We start from the raw sequence: 23,508 nt of genomic DNA, 5'->3' as shown, positions 1-23,508 counted from the left end.
TAAATGCGGCCTCGGGAGATTACATTACCGATTTCGCGGTAGCGACAACATTTTCGACCGTAAAGCCAAAGTGCTTAAACAAGTCACCTGCTGGAGCCGACTCACCAAATGTAGTCATACCAACAACTTTACCGTTTAGGCCAACGTACTTGTACCAATAATCAGCGATGCCGGCTTCTACAGCAACACGAGCTGCAACGCTCGCAGGTAACACTGATTCTTTGTAAGCAGCGTCTTGCTTTTCAAACACGTCAGTTGCAGGCATAGAAACCAAACGAACCTTATGACCAGCCGCAACTAATTCATTAAGTGCATCATGAGCTAGACCGACTTCAGAACCTGTTGCGATTAAGATTAGCTCAGGCGTACCTTCACAATCTTTTAAGATGTAACCGCCGCGCGCAGCATTTTTAACCTGCTGGGCATCACGTGCTTGTGGTGCTAAGTTTTGACGCGAGAAAATTAGCGTGGTTGGACCATCGGTACGTTCAACCGCATGACGCCAAGCAATCGCAGATTCCACTTCATCACATGGACGCCAAGTCGACATGTTAGGTGTTAAGCGCAATGATGCTATTTGCTCTACTGGCTGGTGCGTAGGACCATCTTCACCCAGACCAATTGAGTCGTGAGTATAAACAAAGATTGATGGTTGGCCCATCAATGCAGCCATGCGTAGCGCGTTACGAGCGTATTCCATAAACATTAGGAATGTAGCGCCGTATGGCTTAAAGCCACCGTGCAATACTAAGCCGTTCATAATTGCAGACATACCAAACTCACGAACACCGTAGTGTAAGTAGTTACCTGATGCATCGTCAGCTGTAATCGCTTTAGTGTCTGACCACATAGTCAGGTTAGACGGTGCTAAATCGGCACTGCCACCAAGTAGTTCTGGTAACATTGGACCAATTTTGTTTAAGGTATTTAGTGACGCTTTACGCGACGCAATGTTGCCTTGATTAGCTTGTAAATCGCTAATGTAAGCATCCATTTCTTGTGACCAGTTAGCTGGTAATTCACCGCTTAAACGACGCTGTAATTCAGCAGCCAGTTCAGGATGTGCCGCTTGATAAGCTGCAAACTTGTCATTCCAGCTCGCTTCAAGGTTTGCACCTTGCTCTTTAGCATTCCAATCGTTTTGAATATCGGTTGGAATTTCAAACGCCGCGTGTGGCCAGTTAAGGAATTCGCGGGTTGCGGCGATTTCGTCTTTACCTAATGGGGCACCGTGACAGTCATGAGTCCCGCCTTTGTTTGGTGACCCGTAACCGATGGTCGTTTTACAACAAATTAGCGTTGGACGCTTAGTATCTTGCTGCGCGGCTTCAATAGCGGCTTTAATCGCGGCACTATCGTGACCGTCAACATCGCTAATTACATGCCAGCCGTATGCTTCAAAACGCTTAACGGTGTCGTCGGTAAACCAACCTTCAACGTTACCGTCGATAGAAATACCGTTGTCATCCCAAAATGCAACTAGCTTACCTAGACCTAAAGTACCGGCTAGTGAACAGGCTTCGTGAGAAATACCTTCCATTAAACAACCGTCACCCATAAAGGTATAAGTGAAGTGATCAACAACATCGTGACCCGCGCGGTTAAACTGCGCTGCTAGTGTCTTCTCAGCAATAGCCATACCTACCGCATTGGTTAGGCCTTGACCTAAAGGTCCAGTCGTTGTTTCAACACCCGGTGCATAACCGTATTCAGGGTGACCCGGTGTTTTAGAATCCATTTGACGGAAGTTCTTCAAATCGTCAATTGATAGTTCGTAACCAGAAAGATGTAATAGAGAATACAACAGCATTGAACCGTGGCCATTAGACAAAATGAAACGGTCGCGATCGGCCCAATTAGGGTTCGCTGGATTGTGCTTTAAGAAATCACGCCATAATACTTCGGCAATATCAGCCATTCCCATCGGTGCACCCGGGTGACCTGAGTTGGCTTGCTGAACAGCATCCATACTCAAGGCGCGGATCGCATTGGCTAAATCTTTACGTGACGGCATACAAACTCCTGACTACTAGGTCTTGTTTTAGGATAAATTTTATGGGCGCATATTGTCTATTAGAATGGCGTTTCGATCAAATGATAATCACAAGATTTTTACTATAAAAACCACTCCGCGCTCGTGCGTGAGCAGCATTGGCGTATTGCGTTCATCTTGAATATAAAAAAACGCCTCAGGCTACTCACCTAGGCGTTGATTAAGATACTGTAATTTAGATAGAAAATTAATCTAGTGGGACAACTTTAGCAATATATGGCAAATTACGATACTTCTGTGCGTAATCAATGCCATAACCCACTACAAACTCATCAGGAATACCAAAACCAACCCAGTCAACCTTAACTTCAACTTCACGGCGCGATGGTTTATCAAGCAAAGTACAGATTTTTAGCGAGCTCGGGCCGCGCAATGCCAGTATTTCAACAATTTTCGATAAGGTATTGCCCGTATCAATAATATCTTCAACGATTAAGACATCACGCCCTTTAATATCGTCTCTTAAGTCGCTTAAAATTCTAACATCGCGGGTACTTTCCATGCTCGAGCCATAGCTAGATACCGTCATAAAATCTAATGACATTGGCACATCAATTACTCGGCATAAATCAGCCATAAAGATTACCGAACCACGCAATAGCGTCACCAGAATTAAACTGTCCGAGTCTTGATAATGGCTTTGGATCTGCTGGCCAAGTTCAGCAACTTTATCGGCAATTTCTTGCTGTGAGATCATAATTTCAGTGGTATGTTTCATAACGTATCCGTTTAGGCAGTAACTAAGAGTAAACTGGCTGCGATCCTAGTCATTAAACCGGTCAGATGCTAATTCAAGCCAACAACAATATGATCATCGTCACAATTTTTATTTCATCCACGGCAATACTAACGATTGCTTAATTTGTAAATGATCCAAAACCCGCGCCACCATAAAGTCGATTAACTCATGTATTTCTGTTGGCTTATGATAAAACCCCGGTGCTAACGGCATTAGGGTTACCCCCATTTGTGACAAGCCCAGCATATTCTCAAGGTGAATAGTTGATAGTGGGCTTTCACGCCAAGCAATAATCAACTGACCACGCTCTTTTAAAATAACATCGGCAGCCCGTTCAATTAGGTTATTACTGGCGCCATGACGAATTGATGACAAGGTGCCCATTGAGCAGGGACAAATCACCATTTTCTTGGGTGAAGACGAACCCGATGCTGGAGTTGAAAACCAATCATATTGACTATGCAGTTGAATTTGGTTAGGTTTGGCGTTAAAACGCTGGCTTAAAAACTGCTGGCAATCTTCTAAGCTATCTGGCAATTTTATATCCACTTCGGTCGCCAGCACGATCTTTGCGGCATCGGACAGTAACAACACCACTTGGCAATTTGCCGCAACTAGCTGTTGCAATAATCTTAACCCATATGGCGCGCCCGAGGCGCCAGTAAGCGCTAAGGTCACCGCTTGTTCAAAGTCATTATCTGATTTCAGACTTGTATCAGTCATGATTGCGCCTTAAATTTGATTGCCAGAGCATCGAGTAATTTTTGGTGAATACCACCAAAACCGCCATTGCTCATCACCAATAGCTGGTCGCCAGGCCGCGCCTGCTCAACCACATGTTTAATCAATACGTCTAACTCATGTTCAATTCGCACTGGCAGTTGACTACCATTAACAGCCGCGTGCATATCCCAACCTATATCATCGGGCTGGTATAAAAATATTGCGTCGGCCTCACTCATCGAATTAAACAAGGTATGTTGGTGCACTCCTTGTTTCATGGTGTTCGAACGGGGCTCTAAAATAGCAAAAATTCGCTGCTGGCCTACGTTGGCCCGTAAACCAGCAATCGTAGTATGGATCGCGGTTGGGTGGTGGGCAAAATCGTCATAAACAACCACCTCGTTGACCTGGCCTTTTAGCTCCAAGCGACGTTTGGCATTCTCAAAACTGGCTAAAGTTTTAATCGCATCTTTGGGTAAAATACCGACGTGGCGCGCGGCAGCAATCGCCATTAAAGCATTGTGGACATTATGCTGACCAATTTGCGACCATTTAACTGCGCCTTGCAACTGCCCCTCGAAATAGACCTCAAACTCAGAGCCGTCTAGTTTGACTAATTTAGAAGACCATTGGCTGGTGTCTTCACCGTGTTTGCCCTGCAAATACTGCTGCTCACTCCAACAACCCTGCTCTAACACTTCGCTAACAGCCTTATCGCCTTGCTCAGAAATCACTAAACCGTTTGCTGGCACCATCCGAATTAAGTGATGAAATTGGCGCTGAATAGCCGCCAGATCAGGAAATATATCGGCATGATCATACTCAAGATTATTGATCACTAAAGTGCGGGGACGGTAATGGACAAATTTAGAACGTTTATCAAAAAAGGCCGTGTCGTATTCATCGGCTTCAATCACAAAAAATGGCGCCTCACCCAATCGAGCAGAGACCCCTAAGCACTGTGGCACACCGCCAATTAAAAAGCCTGGCTGCTGATTATTTTGATCTAAGATCCATGCCACCATGCTGGCGGTGGTGGTTTTACCGTGCGTACCTGAAAGGGCAATCACCCACCGATCTTTGAGCAAGTTTTCCAGTAACCATTGCGGACCCGAGGTATAAGGAATATTGCGATTAAGCATATATTCGACACATTCATTACCCCGGCTCATTGCATTACCAACCACCACTAAATCAGGCGCAGGATCAAGCTGAGAAGGATCATAACCTTCAACCAATTCAATGCCACTTTGCTCAAGCTGGGTGCTCATTGGCGGATAAACATTGGCATCACTGCCAGTAACCCGAAAGCCTAACTCTCGGGCTAAAATCGCAATGCCGCCCATAAAGGTGCCGCAAATACCTAAAATATGAATGTGTTTCATGTGAAATTCTATAATTTATTAAGACTATTAACATCATAGCAAAGGTTATCGCCAGCTGTGCCACAAAATATTTTTTCTTTATGCTAAGGTCTGATCTGAATCAAAATGAGTCCGGCATCATTAATCGCATGACGGGTCGCCAGCACCAATGTAGTCACAACCGAAAGACTAAGCATCACAAAAATAGCGACCATAATAACCAACTGATATTTTATCGCGATCATAGGGTCGGTACCGCCAAGTATTTGCCCAGTCATCATGCCCGGCAAAGTCACTAATCCTGTTGTTGTCATCGACGCCAAAATCGGGGCTAATGATTGCTGCAATGCCGACTGTACGAAAGGTGCTGCTGCTTGCACCGGGGTCGCCCCCAACGCTAAAGCCCCCTCGTATTGTGGCTTTTTATCACTAAAACTACTAAAGAGTCGAGTGAGCGCCACAATATTTCCACTCAGACTATTGCCTAATAACATGCCAGCCAATGGGATGAGGTATTGAGCGCTATATACGGGGCTAGGTCGCAGCAAAACAAGCAGAAGAATCAGCAACAACGGCAATAGCCCGATCACCAACCCAGCAAGTACCGGTAAATAAAGCCGCTTTTTTGGTAATTTCGCGCTACCTAAAATCGAGCTAGCGCCAACCAATAACATCACAAGCAACCACAAGCAGGTCACTAACGGATTATTAAGTTCGAATAAATACTGCAGATAAAGCCCCACCAAAATTAACTGGCAAGTCATTCGCACGACAGCCATGGCGATGTCGGGGCCCAAGGCTAATTTGAAGCGTTGATTGATCATTACTGGTATAAACAGCACCAGCATAAAGCCGGCTAATTGCCACCAGCTAATATCTAATGTTGATTGCATAGACTAATCTGTTGAGTAAAATTAATTGGTTCAGCTAATCGCTATAAAGCTCAGGATAAATAAACGGTGCCATCGCCAGCAGCAATGCCTCGGTGTAATTACTCTGACGGGTTGCTGCGCCCTGAGTTAACAGGCCGATTGCGCCACCTTTTTGTTTAATATTTAAGGTATTGAACAAACGGTCCATCACATGTCCTAGCTCCTCTCCAGCTTGCAAGGCCTGATAAACCACTGGCGGTAGCGGCAAAATTGCACTGCGACCAATTGACCGCTTTAGCTTGTCGGCAATCACAATATAAGCGAACGTTGCCGGCCCATCACTAAAGTTATCAACTCCACCCTCAATCGCCACGTAATAATCGGCTTGATGATGCTGCTGACAATAGTTAACCCGGTTTATCGCGCCCAAACGAGTTTCATCAGCGGTCATCGGCTGATCTGCCACATTAGATGGGGCGTCAATGCCGAGGCATTCGAGTGAAACATCAGTTTGCTCACCGACCAATAAGGTCGTCAGTGCCAAGCGTACAGCATTAATTTTAACCGGATTTCGAGAACCGACAACGACTTTAATTACCTGTGTTTTCATCTATTTATTTTACTCTTTTTAAACAATGGGCCTAGATATCCCAGAGAACTGAAATCGGAAATATCTTACCAGCTAAGATAACCCTCGTCACTCTTTGCCATCCGTAGCATCGTTACATACCAATCATCCTGAATATAGTCACTCTTTGCCAGCTCACGAGCATTTTAGACTAAACGCAAAAAGGGCTACATAAAGTAGCCCTTTGCTGGTCAGTTAATTAATGTCGTTTAATTACTTTTAACGCTCACAAACTCAGGATAAGCATCGACACCACAATCAGCGATATCCATTCCTAAATATTCTTCTTCTTCGGTTACTCGAATACCTATGGTCTTTTTCAACGCAAACCAAACAACAAAACTCGTAGAAAATACCCAAGCAAAGATAATCGCTGCACCTTGCAGCTGACCAAAGAAGGTCGCGTCACCGTTACTAAATGGTACCGCCATCAAGCCAAAGAAACCTGCAACACCGTGAACCGAAACTGCACCAACAGGATCATCGAATTTAACTTTATCTAAAATCACGATAGACAACACCACTAAACCACCCGCAAGCAAACCAATAATCGCGGTAAACTGTAATGAAGGTGATAATGGGTCAGCAGTAATCGCTACCAAACCAGCTAATGCACCATTAAGGATCATGGTTAAATCAGCTTTGCCCCAAACAAATCGACAAACTAATAATGCACTTAGTGCGCCAGTAGCTGCTGCGGTATTGGTATTAACAAATATTTTAGCAACCGCTGATGCGTTTTCTGCATCTGAAATTAACAACTGCGAGCCACCGTTAAAGCCAAACCAGCCTAACCATAGAATAAAGGTACCCAAAGTTGCCATTGGCAAGTTTGAACCAGGAATTGGATTAATCTGACCATTTTTACCGTATTTACCTTTACGAGCACCTAGCAATAAGACGCCAGCAACTGCGGCAGCTGCACCAGCCATATGCACGATGCCAGAGCCGGCAAAGTCAACAAAGCCTAACTTAGAAATAAAACCGCCGCCCCAAGTCCAGTAACCTTCAACCGGATAAATAAATCCAGTCAGTACCACAGAGAACAGTAAGAATGACCATAATTTCATTCGCTCAGCAACCGCACCAGACACGATTGACATCGCAGTAGCAACAAATACTACCTGAAAGAAGAAATCTGATTCTAAGGCATGGTCAGCGTCACTAGCCTGCTCACCAATGAAACCAGCAATAGTTGGCAACCAGCCACCTTCAACATTATCAACATACATAATGTTATAACCAACCAACAAGAACATGGTACAAGCAATGGCATACAAACAGATATTTTTGGTTAATATTTCAGTGGTATTTTTAGAACGGACTAAACCTGCTTCAAGCATTGCAAAACCGGCAGCCATCCACATCACCAAGGCGCCCGAAATCAAAAAATAAAAAGTATCAAGCGCAAACCTAAGCTCTGATACGGTGGTAGTTAAACTCGCTATTTGTTCCATTTTTTCTCTCCTACTCTCTTAATTACAGCGCTTCAAAATCAGTTTCGCCGGTGCGAATACGCAGCGCCCGCTCAAGATCAAATACAAATATTTTGCCATCACCAATTTTTCCGGTGTGTGCCGCGCTAGTGATCGCATCAATAATGCGATCAACATCTTCGGCCTTACAGGCAATTTCAATTTTAATTTTTGGTAAAAAATCTACTTGATACTCAGCACCACGATAAAGTTCCGTGTGGCCTTTTTGCCGACCAAAGCCGCGTATTTCAGAAACGGTCAAACCGTCAACTCCGACTTCAGATACAGCTTCGCGGACACTATCAAGTTTAAACGGCTTAATAATCGCATGAATCATTTTCATCTTGCATTCCCCTAAATGTAGTATTAAGCCAACTGTTTCAATTGTCATGCCACACATCTCAACAGATTGTTTAATATACGTTTAAGTTATACTGACATTAATTTGAACACTAAAAAAGCACCATTACGGTGCGACATGTTAATGGAATGTTCTATTTTGGACTTTGGGGATATGCAAGGTAATATCGATAATGCGTGATCATTTGCGCAATACATCGCTAATAATAAATCGGTTACTGGTAAGATTGTTTTAGTTGTACTGGCTTTACTGGTCTATCAGGTGCAAGTGCAATCAAGGAGTGTGTGAAATGTTGTTAATACCAAATAATGCTGGAGGGCTCAATATTAGTGGTCAACGCTAAGGGGCCGTTTGGTCAAGAAATAGTGGCTAGGTTTGCTCAAGAACTAAATTCGATGATTGAAGTTATGCCTGACCAATGGGCCCAATTGAATGTGATACATCAGTTTGCTTTACTCACTCCAGAGGCTGAACAAGACATGTCGACTTTAGTCCCGCGCCGTCACGCTATGGGCATGGTCGCTATCGCCTTTTTGTTAATCTACTCGCAAGAGTCTTTGACTTTTAGAAGCCAAATGAAACGAATTTACAAGACTAAAATTTAGCAAAAAAAAATCCGCCGAGTTTGCACTCAGCGGATTTTTCAGTTACACCAAGTTGAGTTTAAACTAACTTGCCATGGCACTGCTTGTATTTTTTACCTGAACCACATGGGCAAGGTTCATTTCGACCCACTTTAGCTTCAGTTCTAACGGCTGGCTCGTCATGGGCCGGAGCGTCGCCGCCGATAGCTTCAACATCATCATGCTGATAGCTATGCTGTGCAGGCGCTGACTGACGTCGTTGTTCTTCCATTTCGTCAACATCGGACTGAGCTTGAATTTGGACCTTGCTGAGCAGTGAAATAACATCGCTTTTAAGCACATCAAGTAAACCTTGGAACAATTCAAATGATTCACGCTTAAATTCCTGCTTTGGATTCTTTTGCGCGTAACCACGTAAATGAATGCCTTGGCGCAAATGATCCATCGCGGCTAAATGTTCTTTCCACAGACTATCAAGTGTCTGCAACATGACCGCTTTTTCAAATTGACGTAACACATCGCTACCAACTAGTTCTTCTTTAAGGCTATAAGCATCGGTAATTGATTGCTGTAACTTTTCACGTAGATTTTCTTCGTGCAGCTTTTCATCGTCTTTTAACCACTGAGCTACAGGTAAATCCAGTAAGTAATCGTCACGTAAACATTGCTCTAACCCTGGTACGTCCCATTGCTCTTCTAACGACTGCATTGGAATGTATTGGCTAATCATAATATCAACAACATCGGTGCGGATATGACTGATAGTTTCTGAAATATCATCCGTTTCCATTAAATCATTACGTTGTTCATAAATAACTTTACGTTGATCATTGGCGACATCATCATATTCTAGCAATTGCTTACGAATATCGAAGTTACGACCTTCTACTTTACGTTGAGCGTTTTCTATCGCGCGATTTACCCACGGATGCTCAATCGCTTCGCCTTCTTCCATGCCCAGCTTTTTCATCATGCCGGTCATGCGTTCTGAGGCAAAAATTCGCATCAGACTATCTTCCATCGACAAATAGAAACGTGATGCACCCGCGTCACCCTGACGACCCGCACGACCACGCAACTGGTTATCAATCCGGCGCGACTCATGGCGTTCGGTGCCTAAAATATACAAACCACCAGCAGCTAACACTTTGTCATGCGCTACTAGCCAATCTTGCTTAATCTGCTCGATTTGTTGCTCACTTGGATTGTCTAACTTATCGATCTGAGCTTGCCAGTTGCCACCTAATACAATATCAGTACCACGACCAGCCATGTTAGTGGCAATGGTCACCGTGCCAGCAACACCAGCGTTAGCAATAATGTCGGCTTCTTTTTCATGAAACTTAGCATTAAGCACTTGGTGTTTAATTTTTTCTTTGGTTAGCAAGGTTGAAAGATACTCAGACGATTCAATCGAAATTGTGCCAACCAATGAGGGCTGCCCACGTTCCTGACACGCTTTAATATCAGCAATAATCGCTTCATATTTTTCAGCAGTCGACAGATAGATTAAATCGGCCATGTCATTTCTGAGCATTTCTTTATTGGTCGGTAATACCACAGTGTCTAAGCCGTAAATAGACTGGAATTCGAACGCTTCAGTATCAGCAGTACCGGTCATACCTGATAGTTTTTCGTATAAGCGGAAATAGTTTTGGAAAGTAATAGAAGCTAGCGTCTGGTTCTCATTTTGAATGTTAACCCCTTCGCGCGCTTCAATCGCCTGATGCAAACCTTCAGACCAGCGACGCCCAGGCATCGTGCGCCCAGTATGCTCATCAACAATAACGATTTCACCGTTATTAACGATATAATCAACATCGCGTTCAAACAGCACATGTGCACGCAATGCGGCGTTGACATGGTGCAACAGACTGATGTTGGTTGCTGAGAATAACGAGTCCATCGGATCAAGCAGCTCGCGCTCTTGCAGGACTTGCTCAACATAAATTTGACCAGTTTCAGTTAAATGAACCTGCTTGCCTTTTTCATCGACCGTGTAGTGTTCACTACCGGTAAAATCTTCCGTATCTTCTTCTTCTTGTTTGTTTAACAGCGGAATAATTTTGTCGATTTTGCGGTATAATTCTGAACTGTCTTCGGCCGCACCAGAAATAATTAATGGCGTGCGCGCTTCATCAATTAAGATTGAATCTACTTCATCGATAATCGCATAATGCAATGGACGCTGAACCCGCTCTTGCGGTGAAAAGGCCATGTTGTCACGTAAATAATCAAAACCAAATTCATTATTGGTCCCGTAAGTGACATCACAATCATAAGCCGCTTTCTTTTGCTCGTGTGATAAACCAGATACAGCAACACCAACCGTCATGCCTAAGAATTCAAACAACGGACGATTCCATTCGGCATCACGGGCTGCTAGGTAGTCATTAACTGTAATGACGTGCACGCCTTTACCGCTGATACCATTAAGGTAAGCGGGTAAAGTCGCGGTTAAGGTTTTACCTTCACCGGTCCGCATTTCAGCAATGCGCCCAGATTGTAATACTATGCCACCGATAATCTGAACATCAAAGTGGCGCATTTCGAACACCCGCTTGCTCGCTGCGCGTACAACAGCGAATGCTTCTGGCAGAATGTCATCTAAGCTTTTACCAGCGTCTAGCTGCTCCCTGAAATAGACCGATTTTTGTTTTAGTTCATCATCCGAAAGTGCTTCTATTTCTTGCTCTAATTGATTAACTAATGCGACAACTTTACGCATTTGTTTGATAGTACGATCGTTCTTACTACCAAATATTGAAGTGAAGATCTTTGTAAACATCTAATTGGCCATTTAATCTGTGCAGCATCCTGCGGTTATAATGAATATATTCGACGCTCATTATTATAGATTTAATCTCGATTTGATAGCCTTAATCACTATCTTTCAATAAATTAACTCTGCATTTGTTATTAGCGATAAATATACTTACGGGGATCAATCGTCTGATCTCGTTTTAACACTTCATAGTGAACATGTGGACCGGTAGAGCGCCCTGTATTGCCTACTAACGCAATTTCCTCACCCTTAGTCACCACATCACCCACTTTAACTAATAGTTGCTTAGAGTGACCGTAACGGGTTTTCAAGCCAGCGCCGTGATCTATTTCAACCAGCAAACCGTAACCTGCACGCTTACTGGCCCAGCTAACCACGCCAGCGCCCGTTGCAATAACAGCGGAACCTTCCTTACTGGCAAAATCAACACCCTTGTGCATCGAGCTTCTTCCGGTGAACGGATCGCTTCGCATACCATAATAAGAAGACAACCAGCCTTTTTGGACCGGACGCCCAGTAATGCGACTGTCTTCTTCTATATGGTGACTTAACATCACAGTTTCAAGTACCGACAGTTGCTGCTGTTGATCATCGAGGTGAACTAATAGCTGATCCATCTGGTTAAACAAGGCCGTAAACTCCGAATTGTCGGGCATCGCGCTATATTGTTCGGGTCCGCCAACACTCGGAATCGCCGAAAAATCAAACTCATCAAATTTTGCAGTTGTTGCTAAACGCTGACCTAATGCGTCGATTCTGTTCATCCGGGCCGTTAAAATACCCATCCGCTGAGCTAACACCGACATTTGGCCGCGTGCTTGGCCAGCGATTGCCTCAACTTGTTGCTGCTGCTTAGCCATCACAAAAGATTTGGCAGCGATAGAATTGGCCAATTGCGTCGGCACGACAGCAAAGTGGTAAGTTAAAAAGCCGCAAGCGCCTAATAACAGCCCTTGCAACGCAGCCAAGCTCAATAGCCGCCGGCCAGTAAGGGTGATTTGGTGTTTTACTTTGTCACCGTTACTGTTAGTTGTTACACTCATTTAATTATTCTCTATCATAGATGGTCAGGCGCTTTATGAATCAGCGACACGTACCCAATTCGTTAAGTGACTTGCTCAACCAAGGCCCTAACAAGCTAGCAAAAATACAACAAAAAGCGCACCAATTACAAGTTATCAATCAGATCTTAACCCAAGAACTATTGCCTGGCAGCGAAGAGTACTGCCGAGTAGCGAACTTACGACGGGGAATTTTAGTCCTGGAAGTTGCCTCAGGAGCGTGGCTCACAAGGCTGCAATCGATGCGAATTAATTTATTAAATCAATTACGAACTCAGGTGTCATCGGCCTTAATCAGTATCGAAATTAAGGTTAACCCACAATTGTTTATTGTCGAGCAGCCGCCCAAACCAAATCCACGTAAAATATCACCGCAAACGGCGGAACATTTAACAGCATTAGCCGAGCTAGCACCACCTGAACTGGCGGAGAAACTATTACGCCTGGCTAAATTAGCCAGGCGTAAATAACAAGCAAATAATTAACCTTGGGTTAATTATGCCAGCGCTAATTCACCATAACAAATTGGTGACTTAGCTTCACCTTCAAAGGTGATAATTTCATAGGCGGATGTTTGAGCAAGTAACTCTCGTACTAGCATGTTATTGATCGCATGGCCGGCCTTATAGGCTCTAAACTCGCCGATAATACCATGACCAGCTAAATACAAATCACCTAACGCGTCAAGCACCTTGTGTTTAACGAACTCGTTTTCAACCCGCAGACCATCTGGGTTCAAAATACGATATTCGTCAAGCACTACCGCATTTTCCATGCTGCCGCCTAAGGCAAGATTATTGGCACGCAATAATTCAATGTCACGCATAAAACCAAAGGTACGGGCACGTGATATTTCATGAACGAACGATGAATTTGAAAAATCCATTATTAAGTGTTGCTGAGTATTGATGATCTCTGGATGCGCAAAATCGATGGCATAATCGACTTTAAAGCCATTATAAGGGACAAATTCCGCCCACTTATCACCATCTTCAATCCGGACCTTACTTTTAATCCGAATAAAGCGCTTTGGAGAGTTTTGCTCTTGCACACCAGCAGATTGCAATAAGAATACGAATGGACTAGCACTGCCGTCCATAATCGGGATCTCAGGTGCGTCGACTTCGATAATGGCATTATCAATGCCAAAACCTGCCAACGCCGCAGAGATATGCTCCACCGTCGAGATTTTATTGCCCTGATCGTCGATCAAGCATGTACAAAGAGTTGTTTCACGTACCAACTTAGCATCGGCAGGAATATCAACACTAGGGGTCAAGTCAACGCGGCGATAAATAATGCCCGTGTTAACTGGCGCTGGTAAAAATGTCATATTGACTTTTTTACCAGAGTGCAAGCCAATGCCCACCATGCTGATTTCTTTACGTAAAGTTCTTTGCTTAATCATAACATTAGCAACCTTATGTTCGTTCGGTTCAATTTTCAGCCGGAGATCATACCATATAACCCCGCTGCCTAATAGATCCACGTCCAAGTTGACGCATAAATAGACAGTGATCCAGCCGACAAAACTCAATATTACCAACCACGTATTTTAGTTATTCTAAATACGGATAATTTATTATTGCGTCAGTAATTAATCAGCTTGTTTACGTAAAAATGCCGGGATATCTAGGTAATCTAAGCCACCATTAGCACCGCTTGCAGACTGACCATTAGCTGCTGCCGCCATTGGTTCATCACTTAACGCCGATTCGTGATGAACAGGAGCCGACACTTTGACTTCTTCAGGTTTAACTAACTTAATGTCAGGCTGTACTTCGCCGCCGATGCCAGTTGCTACCACAGTAACTCGCAACTCTTCAGTCATTTCAGGATCAATAACCGCGCCGACAACGACGGTGGCATTTTCAGACGCGAAGTCTTTAACCGCATTACCGACAGTTTCAAATTCATCAATGCTAATATCCATGCCAGCGGTAATGTTAACTAAAATACCACGCGCACCAGCTAAATCGACATCTTCAAGTAACGGGCTAGAAATCGCTAATTCAGCGGCTTCTTCAGCACGATCTTCGCCAACAGCAACGCCAGTGCCCATCATCGCAGTACCCATTTCGGCCATAACTGTTTTAACATCGGCGAAATCGACATTGATTAGACCCGGACGGGTAATCAATTCTGCAATACCTTGAACCGCGCCAAGCAAGACATCGTTGGCTTCTTCGAACGCTTTAAGCAAACCGGTGCCTTTGCCTAAGACTTTAAGTAACTTATCGTTTGGAATGGTAATCAACGAATCAACATGCTCTTCAAGCATTTTAATGCCTTGCTCAGCGTAGTTAAGACGTTTTTTGCCTTCAAAGCTAAATGGCTTAGTCACTACCGCAACCGTCAAAATCCCCATTTCTTTCGCTATTTCAGCAACGACTGGTGCAGCACCAGTCCCCGTACCACCGCCCATGCCTGCCGCAATAAAGACCATATCAGCACCTTCAAGTGCTGCTTTGATTGTTTCTTTATCTTCAATCGCCGCTTCACGACCCACTTGTGGATTAGCACCGGCACCTAGTCCTTTGGTAGTTTCTTTACCAATTTGAATCGTTGTTTCTGCTGATGAATTACGCAGCGCTTGCGAGTCGGTATTAGCGACCACAAATTCCACGCCTTCAATCGAGCGTGACACCATGTGCTCAATCGCGTTACCGCCACCGCCACCAACACCAATTACTTTTATAACTGCTTCTTCACTATGATCGGGCATTAATTCAAACATATTTACTCTCCATTTCGCTTTACTCTGAACACTAACTCACTAGGTATGATGTAAGTTAGAGCTCACCTTTAATCCAACTTTGAATACGGCCTAAAAATCCGATGCCTTTTTGTTGAGCACCGTCTTCACGCGCTTTGACGCGCATTATACTGCCGAATTTTAATAAACCAACACCCGTTGCATAACTTGGGTCTTGAATGTAATCATTTAAACCTTTTACGGGTAGCGGAGTCGCTAATCGTACTGGCATGCCAAAACATGCTTCAGCAAACTCAACCGCACCCTCAATTTTTGACGTGCCACCCGTAATCACAATGCCAGCGGAGATTTGATCTTCATAACCGGCATTTTTGAGTTCGGTTAGCACTAACTCATATAATTCTTGATATCGGGGTTCAACCACTTCAGCTAGCGTGTGGCGCGACATAGTACGCATTGGTCGCCCTCCAACCGAAGGCACCTCGATGTTATCTTCTTGACCAACTAACTGGCTTAACGCACAGGCATGTTGGGTTTTTATCGCTTCAGCATGGGTTAATGGCGTTCTAAAAATTTTGGCGATGTCATTAGTCACTTGTGATCCCGCCACCGGAATCACTGCGCAATGACGCAATGAACCATTGGTGTAAACTGCCAGATCCATCGTACCGCCGCCCATATCGACCAAACACACGCCAAGATCTTTTTCGTCATCGGTTAACACGCTATAGCTCGAGGCAATCGCCGAAAACACCAGCTCATCAACTTTAAGTCCACAACGCTCAACACACTTTTCAATATTCTTAGCCATGTCGCTCGCACAGGTCACCATATGAACCTTGGCTTCCATCCGCATGCCTGACATGCCAATCGGCGACCTGATGCCCTCTTGTACATCAATGGCATATTCTTGTGGCATCACATGTAAGATCCGTCGCTCGTCCGATATTTTAACCGAGCGCGCCGTATGAATAACGCTATCAACATCGTATTGCGTTACTTCTTCATCGTTAATCGACACCATACCTTTTTCATTCTGACAAGAAATATGTTTGCCAGAAATACTCAAGTTAACCGAGGTCACCTTACAGTCAGCCATTAGCTCTGCTTCATCGAGCGCACGTTGCACCGATTTAACCACCGAGTCGAGATCGTTAACCCCAGCTTTTTCCATCCCGCGCGATGGTTGTGAGCCAAGGCCAACAATGCTTAAACCGCCATCATCGAGTATTTCGCCAATAATTACAGCGACCTTCGAGGTACCGATATCTAGTCCAACAATTAAATCTCTTTCGTTAGCCTTGCTCATTATTCGCTTTTTCTCCTGGAACGACTTTCCAATTAACAGCAAACCCTGTGTCGTATCTTAAATCGACATAATTGATTAACCGCTTCTTGTTGATCATGTGTTTATATACTTTTAAAAAACGCTCAACCCGCACATTGCGGATCACCGTATTAACGCGTCCTAACACTAAGTTAAGATCGTTATTAATTGTTACTTGCCACGACTGACGTGGTGACAAAGTGATAGTACGTAATGAAATCCCTTCACTGCTCAGCAACGGATAAAGCGCCCGATAGCCAGCCAATACCGTCGCGGCTTCTTCATCTGAGCCGTAAAAGCGCGGTAATTTAAGCTTAAGCCGTGCTTGATCAGCGTTAAAAATTTCACCTTTAATATTAAGTAATGACCGATCATTCCAATACGCTACTGGAACTTGATCAACCACATGTATTTGCAAGCCATTGGGCCATTGACGCCGCACTGAAGCTTTCGCTATCCACGGGATCTGTTCAACCAAGGTTTTAACCTGATCAACGTTGAGTGAAAAAAAGCTCTCTTGGTTGCTCAGTGTTGCTAATACTTGCTGCACTTCCTGATCTCGGCTGTATTGTCGCTCCCCACTTAAGGTTAACGACGACAGTGGCATTTGCCGAGTACTCATCAAATGTCCATACATTTGATTGGCCAAATAACTAATGCCCGCTAATACCAACAAGAAAAAGAATACGCCCGCCCAAAAACCATGATCGGCTTGCTGGACTCGGCCTTTTATTCGTGTCAGTTTAGCTTTAACCATATTGCTACACTTTGCTCTGGGCTAAAATATTAAGCACTAACTGCTCAAAACTAATGCCCGCCTGCTCTGCTGCCTTAGGCACTAAACTTTTCTCGGTCATGCCGGGCACCGTATTTACTTCTAATAAATACCAGTTTCCTTGCTCGTCGCGCATAAAATCGACCCGGCCCCAGCCCTTGGCATTAACCGCATTAAATGCTTCAAAGGCTAATTGACCTAACTTTTGTTCCTCAACATTATCCAAACCACAAGGACAATGATACTGAGTTGTATTGGTTTGATATTTTGCTTCATAATCATAAAAATCATTCGGCGTGGTCATGCTAATCGCAGGTAAAGCCTGTTGATCTAATACCGCGACCGTGTATTCACTGCCGGTTATCCATTGCTCAATTAAGACTTCGCTATCGAATTCAAAGGCGTTAGTTATTGCTTGCTCGAGCTGCGCGGCATTGGTCACTTTAGCCATGCCAATGCTTGAACCTTCGTGTGATGGCTTGACCATCGCCATGCCATTTAGTTCCGCTAACATGTTCGCGTAATCAAGTTTCGCGCTATGCTGGGCTTTTACCACGTGATACTTAGCCGTTGGCAAACCCATTGCCTGCCAAATTTGTTTGGTTTTGATCTTATCCATCGCTAATGCTGCGCCCAGCACGCCAGAGCCGGTATAAGGTATGCCAAGTAACTCTAGCGCCCCCTGCATGGTGCCATCTTCACCACCACGACCGTGTAATACGATAAAGACCCGTGAAAAATTCTCACTAACCAATTGCGATAAAGCCCGTTCACTCGGGTCAAACGCATGCGCATCAACACCAGCGCCAACCAGCGCATTAAGCACCGCTTGTCCTGAGTTAAGCGAAACTTCACGTTCGGCACTAGTGCCACCAAACATCACTGCTACTTTGCCAAAATTATTCATCAGCAGCCCCTACTTGCGCCATTTTTTCAATGTTCAAGGCCATCGCAGCAAGATTTTTCGCCACGACCCCAATGTTACCGGCTCCTTGAGTCAGCAATAAATCACCGTCTTGCATAAATTGCGCTAAACGTGGTGGCAACAACTCTGGGCTTGCGACATAAACTGGTTCGAAATTACCGCGCGCGCGGATGCTGCGACATAACGCCCGGCTATCGGCGCCTGCAATTGGCTCTTCACCAGCGCTATAGACTTCCAATAAAATTAAACCATCAACTTGCGATAAAACGTCAACAAAGTCTTCGTACAGATCGCGCGTTCGAGTATAACGGTGCGGCTGGTATACCATGGTTAAACGCTTATCAGGCCAGCCAGCTCGGGCGGCCTTAATGGTTGCTAACACTTCAGTCGGGTGATGGCCATAATCATCAATTAACATCACCTGTCCGCTGCCAGTATCAAACTCGCCAAGCTGTTCAAAGCGACGGCCAATACCTTCAAATTGACTAAATGCAGCGGAAATATCACTATCGCTAATGCCACTGTCCATTGAAACAGCAATAGCAGCTAGTGCGTTTAGCGCGTTATGACGACCGGGTAAATTAAGCTTAACCTGCAACGGCGCGACACCATCACGATGGACCACAAATTGGCAGCTATTGCCCGTTTGCACAAAGTCGCTCGCGCGAACATCGGCATCATCACAAAAACCATAGGTGGTCATTTGGCGTGAAATTCGTGGTAACAAACTGCGAATAACCGGGCAATCAAGACACACTACCGCCAAGCCATAAAATGGCAGGTTGTGCATGAACTCAATAAAGGTATCTTCTAAGCGGCTAAAATCACCTTGATAAGTATCCATGTGATCAGCTTCGATATTTGTTACCACAGAAACCATTGGCTGCAAGTGCAAAAATGAGGCATCACTTTCGTCGGCTTCAGCGATTAAATAACGGCTCGAGCCTAATTTGGCATTGGTGCCTGAGCTATTAAGCAATCCACCAATCACATAGGTTGGGTCAAGTCCGGCTTGACCAAAGACACTGGCAATCAAACTGGTGGTGGTCGTTTTACCATGGGTGCCAGCAACGGCAACACCATGGCGAAAACGCATTAATTCAGCCAACATTTCGGCGCGTTGAACCACTGGGATCCGCAATTCTTTTGCTGCAATCAATTCAGGGTTAGCCGGATCGATAGCCGTTGATACCACAACCACACTAGCGCCCTCAACTTGGCTGGCAGCATGACCAATATAAATGGTGGCATTTAGCGCAGCTAATCGCTGCGTCACCCGATTAGTCGCAATATCTGAGCCACTAATCTCATAACCTTGGTTGGCAAGCACTTCAGCGATACCGCCCATACCAGCCCCGCCAATCCCAACGAAATGGATCCGCTTAACCCGGCGCATTTCCGGAATACTGCTGTGCAATGGAGTTGCTTGATCGCCTATTACTTTTGTCATTTATTTCACTTCTGTTGCTAGTAAGTTATTTAGTTCGTTGCTGCTCGCGCCCGCTAACGTTGCACAAATTACGGCCACTTGCTGGCTCGCATCATTTGCGCCTAAGCTCTGAGCCGCTTGTGCCATTTCATTTAAAGTAGCGGGTTGATTCAATTGATCAACTAAGCTCGCCAATACCTGTGGTGTCATGGTCGATTGTGCCAAAATTTTCGCCGCGCCTAATTCAGCCAACTGCTGAGCATTCTTGGTTTGATGGTCATCAACCGCATAAGGTAATGGTACAAAAATGGCGGGCAAACCAAGTACTGCAATTTCAGAAACGGTTAGTGCGCCAGCTCGGCATACCACTAAATCGGCCCATGCATAGGCCTGGGCCATGTCATCAATAAAATCACTTACTTGAATACCGCTCTCTTGCTGGTACGCATTTATAACCGCGGCACTATTACCTTTGCCAACCTGATGTTTAATTTCTATCGCGCGCTGATTGCCCAATAATGGCAACATCTGCGGTAACGTCTGGTTTAATATTTGCGCGCCTAAACTGCCACCGACTACTAGTAAATGTAACGGCTGCTCATTGGATTGCTGTGGCTTCACTTGAGCGGCCAGTGCTAATATATCGGCTCGCACCGGATTGCCAACCACTTGCTTGGCCACGCCCGGCAAAGCCGACTCAAATGCCACCATGACCTTGGTCGCAAATTTGGCTAGAATTTTATTCGTCACCCCGGCGACCGCATTTTGTTCGTGCAAGACTAGCGGCACGCCCATTAAACGTGCTGCCAGCCCACCAGGACCACTGGCAAACCCACCCATGCCTAACACGACATCGGGCTTAAACTGCTTAATCACTTGCCGCGCTTGCATCACTGCCTTGGCTAATTTAAACGGCGCTTTAAGCAACCGTAACAAACCATTGCCTCGCACGCCTTGCACGTCAATAAATGAAATATCAAAACCATGCTGAGGCACTAGTTGCGCCTCCATCCGTTGAGACGTGCCTAACCAATGCACTTGCCAACCATGGGTTTGCAATAAGTCAGCAACGGCTAGGCCCGGAAACACATGTCCGCCTGTACCACCAGCCATCACTAAAATACGTTTTACTGACATTAACAACTGCCTTTTTTTATTGCTTGAATTTGACTTAATCGACACTCATGGTCAATCCGTAATAGTGCGACCATGGCTAACATCATTACCCACAGACTACTGCCACCATAACTAATTAACGGCAGTGTTAGTCCCTTGGTTGGTAACATGCCGCTGGCTGCACCGGTATTAACCGCTGTTTGAAAGCTAATCCACATGCCAATGCCCAGCGCTAAATAACCGCCATAACTTTGGCCAAGTTCTAATGCTCTTTTACCGATCCATAACGCTCTAAGTGCTAACATCAATTGCAATAACAGCAAAATAGTCACACCAACCAAGCCCATTTCTTCGGCCCAAATCGCAAAAATAAAATCGGTATGAGCCTCGGGTAAATACTCAAGCTTTTGAATTGAATTGCCCAAGCCTTGCCCTAACCAATCACCACGACCAAAGGCCATTAACGATTGAGTCAGTTGGTAACCATCGCCAAAGGGATCTTGCCACGGATCTAAAAACGAGGTCACTCGTTTCATACGATACGGCGATACCATGATCAAACCAATCACCAGTACCACACCACCGAAAATTAAGGCAAAAAAGTCTCGCAGTTTAGCGCCAGCTAAAAACAGCATGCCAACCGTGGTAACAAACATCACCACCACAGTGCCTAAATCGGGTTGGCGTAAGATTAACCCCGCCAACACTAAAAATACCGCCAGCGGTTTATAAAAGCCTTTAGCTTGTTCAATCACTTCGCTGTGACGGCGCACAATGTAAGCCGCAAGATAACTAAAGAAAGCTAATTTCGCCAATTCAGATACTTGAATATTAACCGGCCCAAGCGACAACCAGCGGGTACTGCCGTTAACTGTTTTACCAACAAACATCACCAGTACTAATGCTAGAAATGCGCAAATTAAAATCACGCCACTGTATTTTTGCCACTGCGCCATCGACGCTTGCAAGCCAACCGCTAAAATGACAATACAGCCCGCAATATAAAATATATGGCGTTTAATAAAATGAAAAGGGTCACCCGTTAAACGTTGCCCTTCCGGCATTGAGGCCGATGCTACAACCACAAAACCTATCAATAATAAGGTGGTGATTAAGCTAAATAAAAAGCGATCATAGAGTAAGTTATGTTTCGGTTTACCTAATCCGATGATCTCTTGCCACACCGCCGTAACCGACGCCGGAAATAAGTTTATTGGCCGCGTCGTCATAATGCTTCCACCGCGGCGACGAAACACAAACCACGTTCAATATAATTGCGAAACATATCAAGACTCGAGCAGGCTGGCGACAGCAACACAATGTCGCCTGCTTGGCATAACTTAGCCGCGCCAACTACCGCCGCCGTTAAATCGTCACAACAAATTGCTTGCGGATAAATATCGCACAGCGGCTGTTTATCAACACCAATCACAAAAAGCTGGTCAACATATTGGGCAAACGGTTGCTTAAGCGGTGACAAGTCGGCACCTTTAGCATCGCCACCAGCAATCACGATCAATTGACCCGGATGATCGGCTAAACCTTCCAGTGCAGCAAGCGTAGCGCCAACATTGGTCGCCTTCGAATCATTTAACCAGCGTACTTGGCCTTTGCTTGAAATCTGTTGGCAGCGATGTTCCAAGCCACCAAAGGTCGTTAAGGTGTCGAGCATCGCTGGCAATGCTATGCCCGCTTGCGTGCCTAACGCCAAAGCCGCCAAAGCATTCAGATAGTTATGACGGCCAATCATCGCAATTTCTGTAGTCGCGATTAATAAAGTATCACCGTGATAAAGCCCGCCATCTTTAAGGCCATAATGGCCGGCGGCAGGTGCATCGAGCCCAAAGCTAATTTGCGCGATGTCAGTGCTTGGCATGGTTAAATGATCTTGACGATTAACGACAGCCGTTTGACTGCGTAAATAAATCTGTTGCTTGGCCTGGGCGTACTGGGCAAAGCCGTCGTAACGATCAAGGTGATCATCACTAATATTTAAGATAGTCGCCGCCACTAATGCTAAGTCGCTAGTGGTCTCTAACTGAAAGCTTGATAACTCTAAGATATACAGCTCAATTGATTGATCAGCGACTAAATCCAGCACTGGCACGCCAATGTTACCGCCAACCGCGGTGTTAATACCGGCGTTAATTGCCATTTCGCCGAGCAAACTCGTGACCGTGGTTTTGCCGTTCGACCCCGTAATCGCAATCACTGGTGCCTTAACAAAATGAGCGAACAATTCAATATCGCCCCAAATCAAGCATCCGGCTTTTTTTGCGGCAGCTATCGACGGGTGGCTTATTGCAATACCAGGACTAACGAGCACCATTTGGTAGTGATCAAAGCTGCTGTCATCAAGTGGTCCAAGTGTTGTATTTAACGCACCAAATTGCTCGGTGATTGGGCCTAAATCTAAGTTTGGCCGGGTATCATATAACGTTGGCGTTATGCCTTGCTGCAATAAAAAACGCACACACGACTGCCCAGTGAGTCCTAACCCAATGACAGCAACGTTGGTGATCTGTTGTGCGTTTATTATCATGCTTATCTAACCTTTAACTTTATCTAATGACTT

At 45.0% G+C, this 23,508-nt stretch carries 21 protein-coding genes; 2 read left to right on the top strand and 19 right to left on the bottom strand.

Annotated elements, in window-relative coordinates; all coding sequences use genetic code 11:
* Nucleotides 1-19: 19 nt before the first annotated feature.
* The 8 genes from tkt to HRU23_01895 form a co-directional block, all read right to left on the bottom strand.
* Entirely contained in the window at nt 20-2,014 is a 1,995-nt protein-coding gene (gene tkt, locus HRU23_01930; GenBank protein NRA52880.1) for a transketolase, read from the bottom strand.
* 226 nt (nt 2,015-2,240) lie between these two features.
* Entirely contained in the window at nt 2,241-2,771 is a 531-nt protein-coding gene (hpt, locus tag HRU23_01925) for a hypoxanthine phosphoribosyltransferase (GenBank protein ID NRA52879.1), read from the bottom strand.
* A gap of 108 nt (nt 2,772-2,879) precedes the next feature.
* Nucleotides 2,880-3,515, bottom strand: coding sequence for a UbiX family flavin prenyltransferase (locus HRU23_01920; protein ID NRA52878.1), 636 nt, complete (start codon nt 3,513-3,515; stop codon nt 2,880-2,882).
* Nucleotides 3,512-4,900, bottom strand: coding sequence for a UDP-N-acetylmuramate:L-alanyl-gamma-D-glutamyl-meso-diaminopimelate ligase (gene mpl / locus HRU23_01915; GenBank protein ID NRA52877.1), 1,389 nt, complete (start codon nt 4,898-4,900; stop codon nt 3,512-3,514). Before mpl ends, HRU23_01920 begins: the two co-directional genes overlap by 4 nt.
* An 83-nt stretch (nt 4,901-4,983) precedes the next feature.
* On the bottom strand, nt 4,984-5,772 hold the full coding sequence (gene fetB, locus HRU23_01910) for an iron export ABC transporter permease subunit FetB (GenBank protein NRA52876.1): 789 nt from the start codon (nt 5,770-5,772) through the stop codon (nt 4,984-4,986).
* A 34-nt stretch (nt 5,773-5,806) separates the two neighbouring features.
* Entirely contained in the window at nt 5,807-6,361 is a 555-nt protein-coding gene (gene yjjX, locus HRU23_01905) for an inosine/xanthosine triphosphatase (protein NRA52875.1), read from the bottom strand.
* Between the two features lie 227 nt (nt 6,362-6,588).
* Complete coding sequence (locus HRU23_01900) at nt 6,589-7,836, bottom strand: ammonium transporter (GenBank protein NRA52874.1); 1,248 nt, start codon at nt 7,834-7,836, stop codon at nt 6,589-6,591.
* Between the two features lie 22 nt (nt 7,837-7,858).
* On the bottom strand, nt 7,859-8,197 hold the full coding sequence (locus HRU23_01895) for a P-II family nitrogen regulator (protein ID NRA52873.1): 339 nt from the start codon (nt 8,195-8,197) through the stop codon (nt 7,859-7,861).
* Nucleotides 8,198-8,544: 347 nt separating this feature from the next.
* Here HRU23_01895 and HRU23_01890 point away from each other — a divergent pair, with 347 nt between their 5' ends.
* Complete coding sequence (locus HRU23_01890; protein ID NRA52872.1) at nt 8,545-8,820, top strand: hypothetical protein; 276 nt, start codon at nt 8,545-8,547, stop codon at nt 8,818-8,820.
* Nucleotides 8,821-8,878: 58 nt separating this feature from the next.
* Here the strand turns inward: HRU23_01890 and secA are convergent, their stop codons facing one another.
* Nucleotides 8,879-11,587: a preprotein translocase subunit SecA gene (gene secA / locus HRU23_01885; GenBank protein ID NRA52871.1), complete on the bottom strand. Its 2,709-nt coding sequence runs from the start codon at nt 11,585-11,587 to the stop codon at nt 8,879-8,881.
* Between the two features lie 131 nt (nt 11,588-11,718).
* On the bottom strand, nt 11,719-12,627 hold the full coding sequence (locus tag HRU23_01880) for a M23 family metallopeptidase (protein ID NRA52870.1): 909 nt from the start codon (nt 12,625-12,627) through the stop codon (nt 11,719-11,721).
* A gap of 35 nt (nt 12,628-12,662) precedes the next feature.
* On the opposite strand from HRU23_01880, the gene HRU23_01875 reads away from it, so the two are divergent.
* On the top strand, nt 12,663-13,115 hold the full coding sequence (locus HRU23_01875; protein ID NRA52869.1) for a DUF721 domain-containing protein: 453 nt from the start codon (nt 12,663-12,665) through the stop codon (nt 13,113-13,115).
* A gap of 26 nt (nt 13,116-13,141) precedes the next feature.
* Here the strand turns inward: HRU23_01875 and lpxC are convergent, their stop codons facing one another.
* From lpxC to murD, 9 genes are all read right to left on the bottom strand, one after another.
* The gene (gene lpxC, locus HRU23_01870; GenBank protein ID NRA52868.1) at nt 13,142-14,053 is read right to left on the bottom strand and encodes a UDP-3-O-acyl-N-acetylglucosamine deacetylase; all 912 of its coding nucleotides are present in this window, start codon (nt 14,051-14,053) and stop codon (nt 13,142-13,144) included.
* 189 nt (nt 14,054-14,242) lie between these two features.
* The gene (gene ftsZ / locus HRU23_01865) at nt 14,243-15,382 is read right to left on the bottom strand and encodes a cell division protein FtsZ (protein ID NRA52867.1); all 1,140 of its coding nucleotides are present in this window, start codon (nt 15,380-15,382) and stop codon (nt 14,243-14,245) included.
* A gap of 55 nt (nt 15,383-15,437) precedes the next feature.
* Entirely contained in the window at nt 15,438-16,670 is a 1,233-nt protein-coding gene (gene ftsA / locus HRU23_01860; protein NRA52866.1) for a cell division protein FtsA, read from the bottom strand.
* Nucleotides 16,657-17,445, bottom strand: coding sequence for an FtsQ-type POTRA domain-containing protein (locus tag HRU23_01855; GenBank protein ID NRA52865.1), 789 nt, complete (start codon nt 17,443-17,445; stop codon nt 16,657-16,659). Before HRU23_01855 ends, ftsA begins: the two co-directional genes overlap by 14 nt.
* Nucleotides 17,446-17,449: 4 nt before the next feature.
* On the bottom strand, nt 17,450-18,370 hold the full coding sequence (locus HRU23_01850; protein ID NRA52864.1) for a D-alanine--D-alanine ligase: 921 nt from the start codon (nt 18,368-18,370) through the stop codon (nt 17,450-17,452).
* Nucleotides 18,363-19,838, bottom strand: a complete 1,476-nt coding sequence (gene murC / locus HRU23_01845; GenBank protein NRA52863.1) for a UDP-N-acetylmuramate--L-alanine ligase — start codon at nt 19,836-19,838, stop codon at nt 18,363-18,365. The genes HRU23_01850 and murC overlap by 8 nt, the downstream gene beginning before the upstream one ends.
* Nucleotides 19,839-20,960: an undecaprenyldiphospho-muramoylpentapeptide beta-N-acetylglucosaminyltransferase gene (gene murG, locus HRU23_01840; protein ID NRA52862.1), complete on the bottom strand. Its 1,122-nt coding sequence runs from the start codon at nt 20,958-20,960 to the stop codon at nt 19,839-19,841.
* Nucleotides 20,954-22,162, bottom strand: a complete 1,209-nt coding sequence (ftsW, locus tag HRU23_01835) for a cell division protein FtsW (GenBank protein NRA52861.1) — start codon at nt 22,160-22,162, stop codon at nt 20,954-20,956. Before ftsW ends, murG begins: the two co-directional genes overlap by 7 nt.
* Nucleotides 22,159-23,475, bottom strand: coding sequence for a UDP-N-acetylmuramoyl-L-alanine--D-glutamate ligase (gene murD / locus HRU23_01830; GenBank protein ID NRA52860.1), 1,317 nt, complete (start codon nt 23,473-23,475; stop codon nt 22,159-22,161). Before murD ends, ftsW begins: the two co-directional genes overlap by 4 nt.
* Nucleotides 23,476-23,508: the final 33 nt, after the last annotated feature.

It is taken from the genome of Gammaproteobacteria bacterium, from assembly GCA_013214945.1.
GTDB lineage: Bacteria > Pseudomonadota > Gammaproteobacteria > Enterobacterales > Psychrobiaceae > Psychrobium.
The sequence above is the reverse complement of the archived record's forward strand: the minus strand, read 5'-3'. Positions and strand labels throughout refer to the sequence as shown.

What these genes read in the sequence shown, in the direction of transcription:
- secA (NRA52871.1), bottom strand. Translation starts at nt 11,587, where the DNA reads ATGTTTACAAAGATCTTCACTTCAATATTTGGTAGTAAGAACGATCGT.
- tkt (NRA52880.1), bottom strand. Translation starts at nt 2,014, where the DNA reads ATGCCGTCACGTAAAGATTTAGCCAATGCGATCCGCGCCTTGAGTATG.
- HRU23_01880 (NRA52870.1), bottom strand. Translation starts at nt 12,627, where the DNA reads ATGAGTGTAACAACTAACAGTAACGGTGACAAAGTAAAACACCAAATC.
- lpxC (NRA52868.1), bottom strand. Translation starts at nt 14,053, where the DNA reads ATGATTAAGCAAAGAACTTTACGTAAAGAAATCAGCATGGTGGGCATT.
- fetB (NRA52876.1), bottom strand. Translation starts at nt 5,772, where the DNA reads ATGCAATCAACATTAGATATTAGCTGGTGGCAATTAGCCGGCTTTATG.
- murD (NRA52860.1), bottom strand. Translation starts at nt 23,475, where the DNA reads ATGATAATAAACGCACAACAGATCACCAACGTTGCTGTCATTGGGTTA.
- HRU23_01850 (NRA52864.1), bottom strand. Translation starts at nt 18,370, where the DNA reads ATGAATAATTTTGGCAAAGTAGCAGTGATGTTTGGTGGCACTAGTGCC.
- ftsZ (NRA52867.1), bottom strand. Translation starts at nt 15,382, where the DNA reads ATGTTTGAATTAATGCCCGATCATAGTGAAGAAGCAGTTATAAAAGTA.
- yjjX (NRA52875.1), bottom strand. Translation starts at nt 6,361, where the DNA reads ATGAAAACACAGGTAATTAAAGTCGTTGTCGGTTCTCGAAATCCGGTT.
- HRU23_01875 (NRA52869.1), top strand. Translation starts at nt 12,663, where the DNA reads ATGAATCAGCGACACGTACCCAATTCGTTAAGTGACTTGCTCAACCAA.
- HRU23_01855 (NRA52865.1), bottom strand. Translation starts at nt 17,445, where the DNA reads ATGGTTAAAGCTAAACTGACACGAATAAAAGGCCGAGTCCAGCAAGCC.
- ftsW (NRA52861.1), bottom strand. Translation starts at nt 22,162, where the DNA reads ATGACGACGCGGCCAATAAACTTATTTCCGGCGTCGGTTACGGCGGTG.
- HRU23_01900 (NRA52874.1), bottom strand. Translation starts at nt 7,836, where the DNA reads ATGGAACAAATAGCGAGTTTAACTACCACCGTATCAGAGCTTAGGTTT.
- mpl (NRA52877.1), bottom strand. Translation starts at nt 4,900, where the DNA reads ATGAAACACATTCATATTTTAGGTATTTGCGGCACCTTTATGGGCGGC.
- ftsA (NRA52866.1), bottom strand. Translation starts at nt 16,670, where the DNA reads ATGAGCAAGGCTAACGAAAGAGATTTAATTGTTGGACTAGATATCGGT.
- murC (NRA52863.1), bottom strand. Translation starts at nt 19,838, where the DNA reads ATGACAAAAGTAATAGGCGATCAAGCAACTCCATTGCACAGCAGTATT.
- HRU23_01920 (NRA52878.1), bottom strand. Translation starts at nt 3,515, where the DNA reads ATGACTGATACAAGTCTGAAATCAGATAATGACTTTGAACAAGCGGTG.
- HRU23_01895 (NRA52873.1), bottom strand. Translation starts at nt 8,197, where the DNA reads ATGAAAATGATTCATGCGATTATTAAGCCGTTTAAACTTGATAGTGTC.
- hpt (NRA52879.1), bottom strand. Translation starts at nt 2,771, where the DNA reads ATGAAACATACCACTGAAATTATGATCTCACAGCAAGAAATTGCCGAT.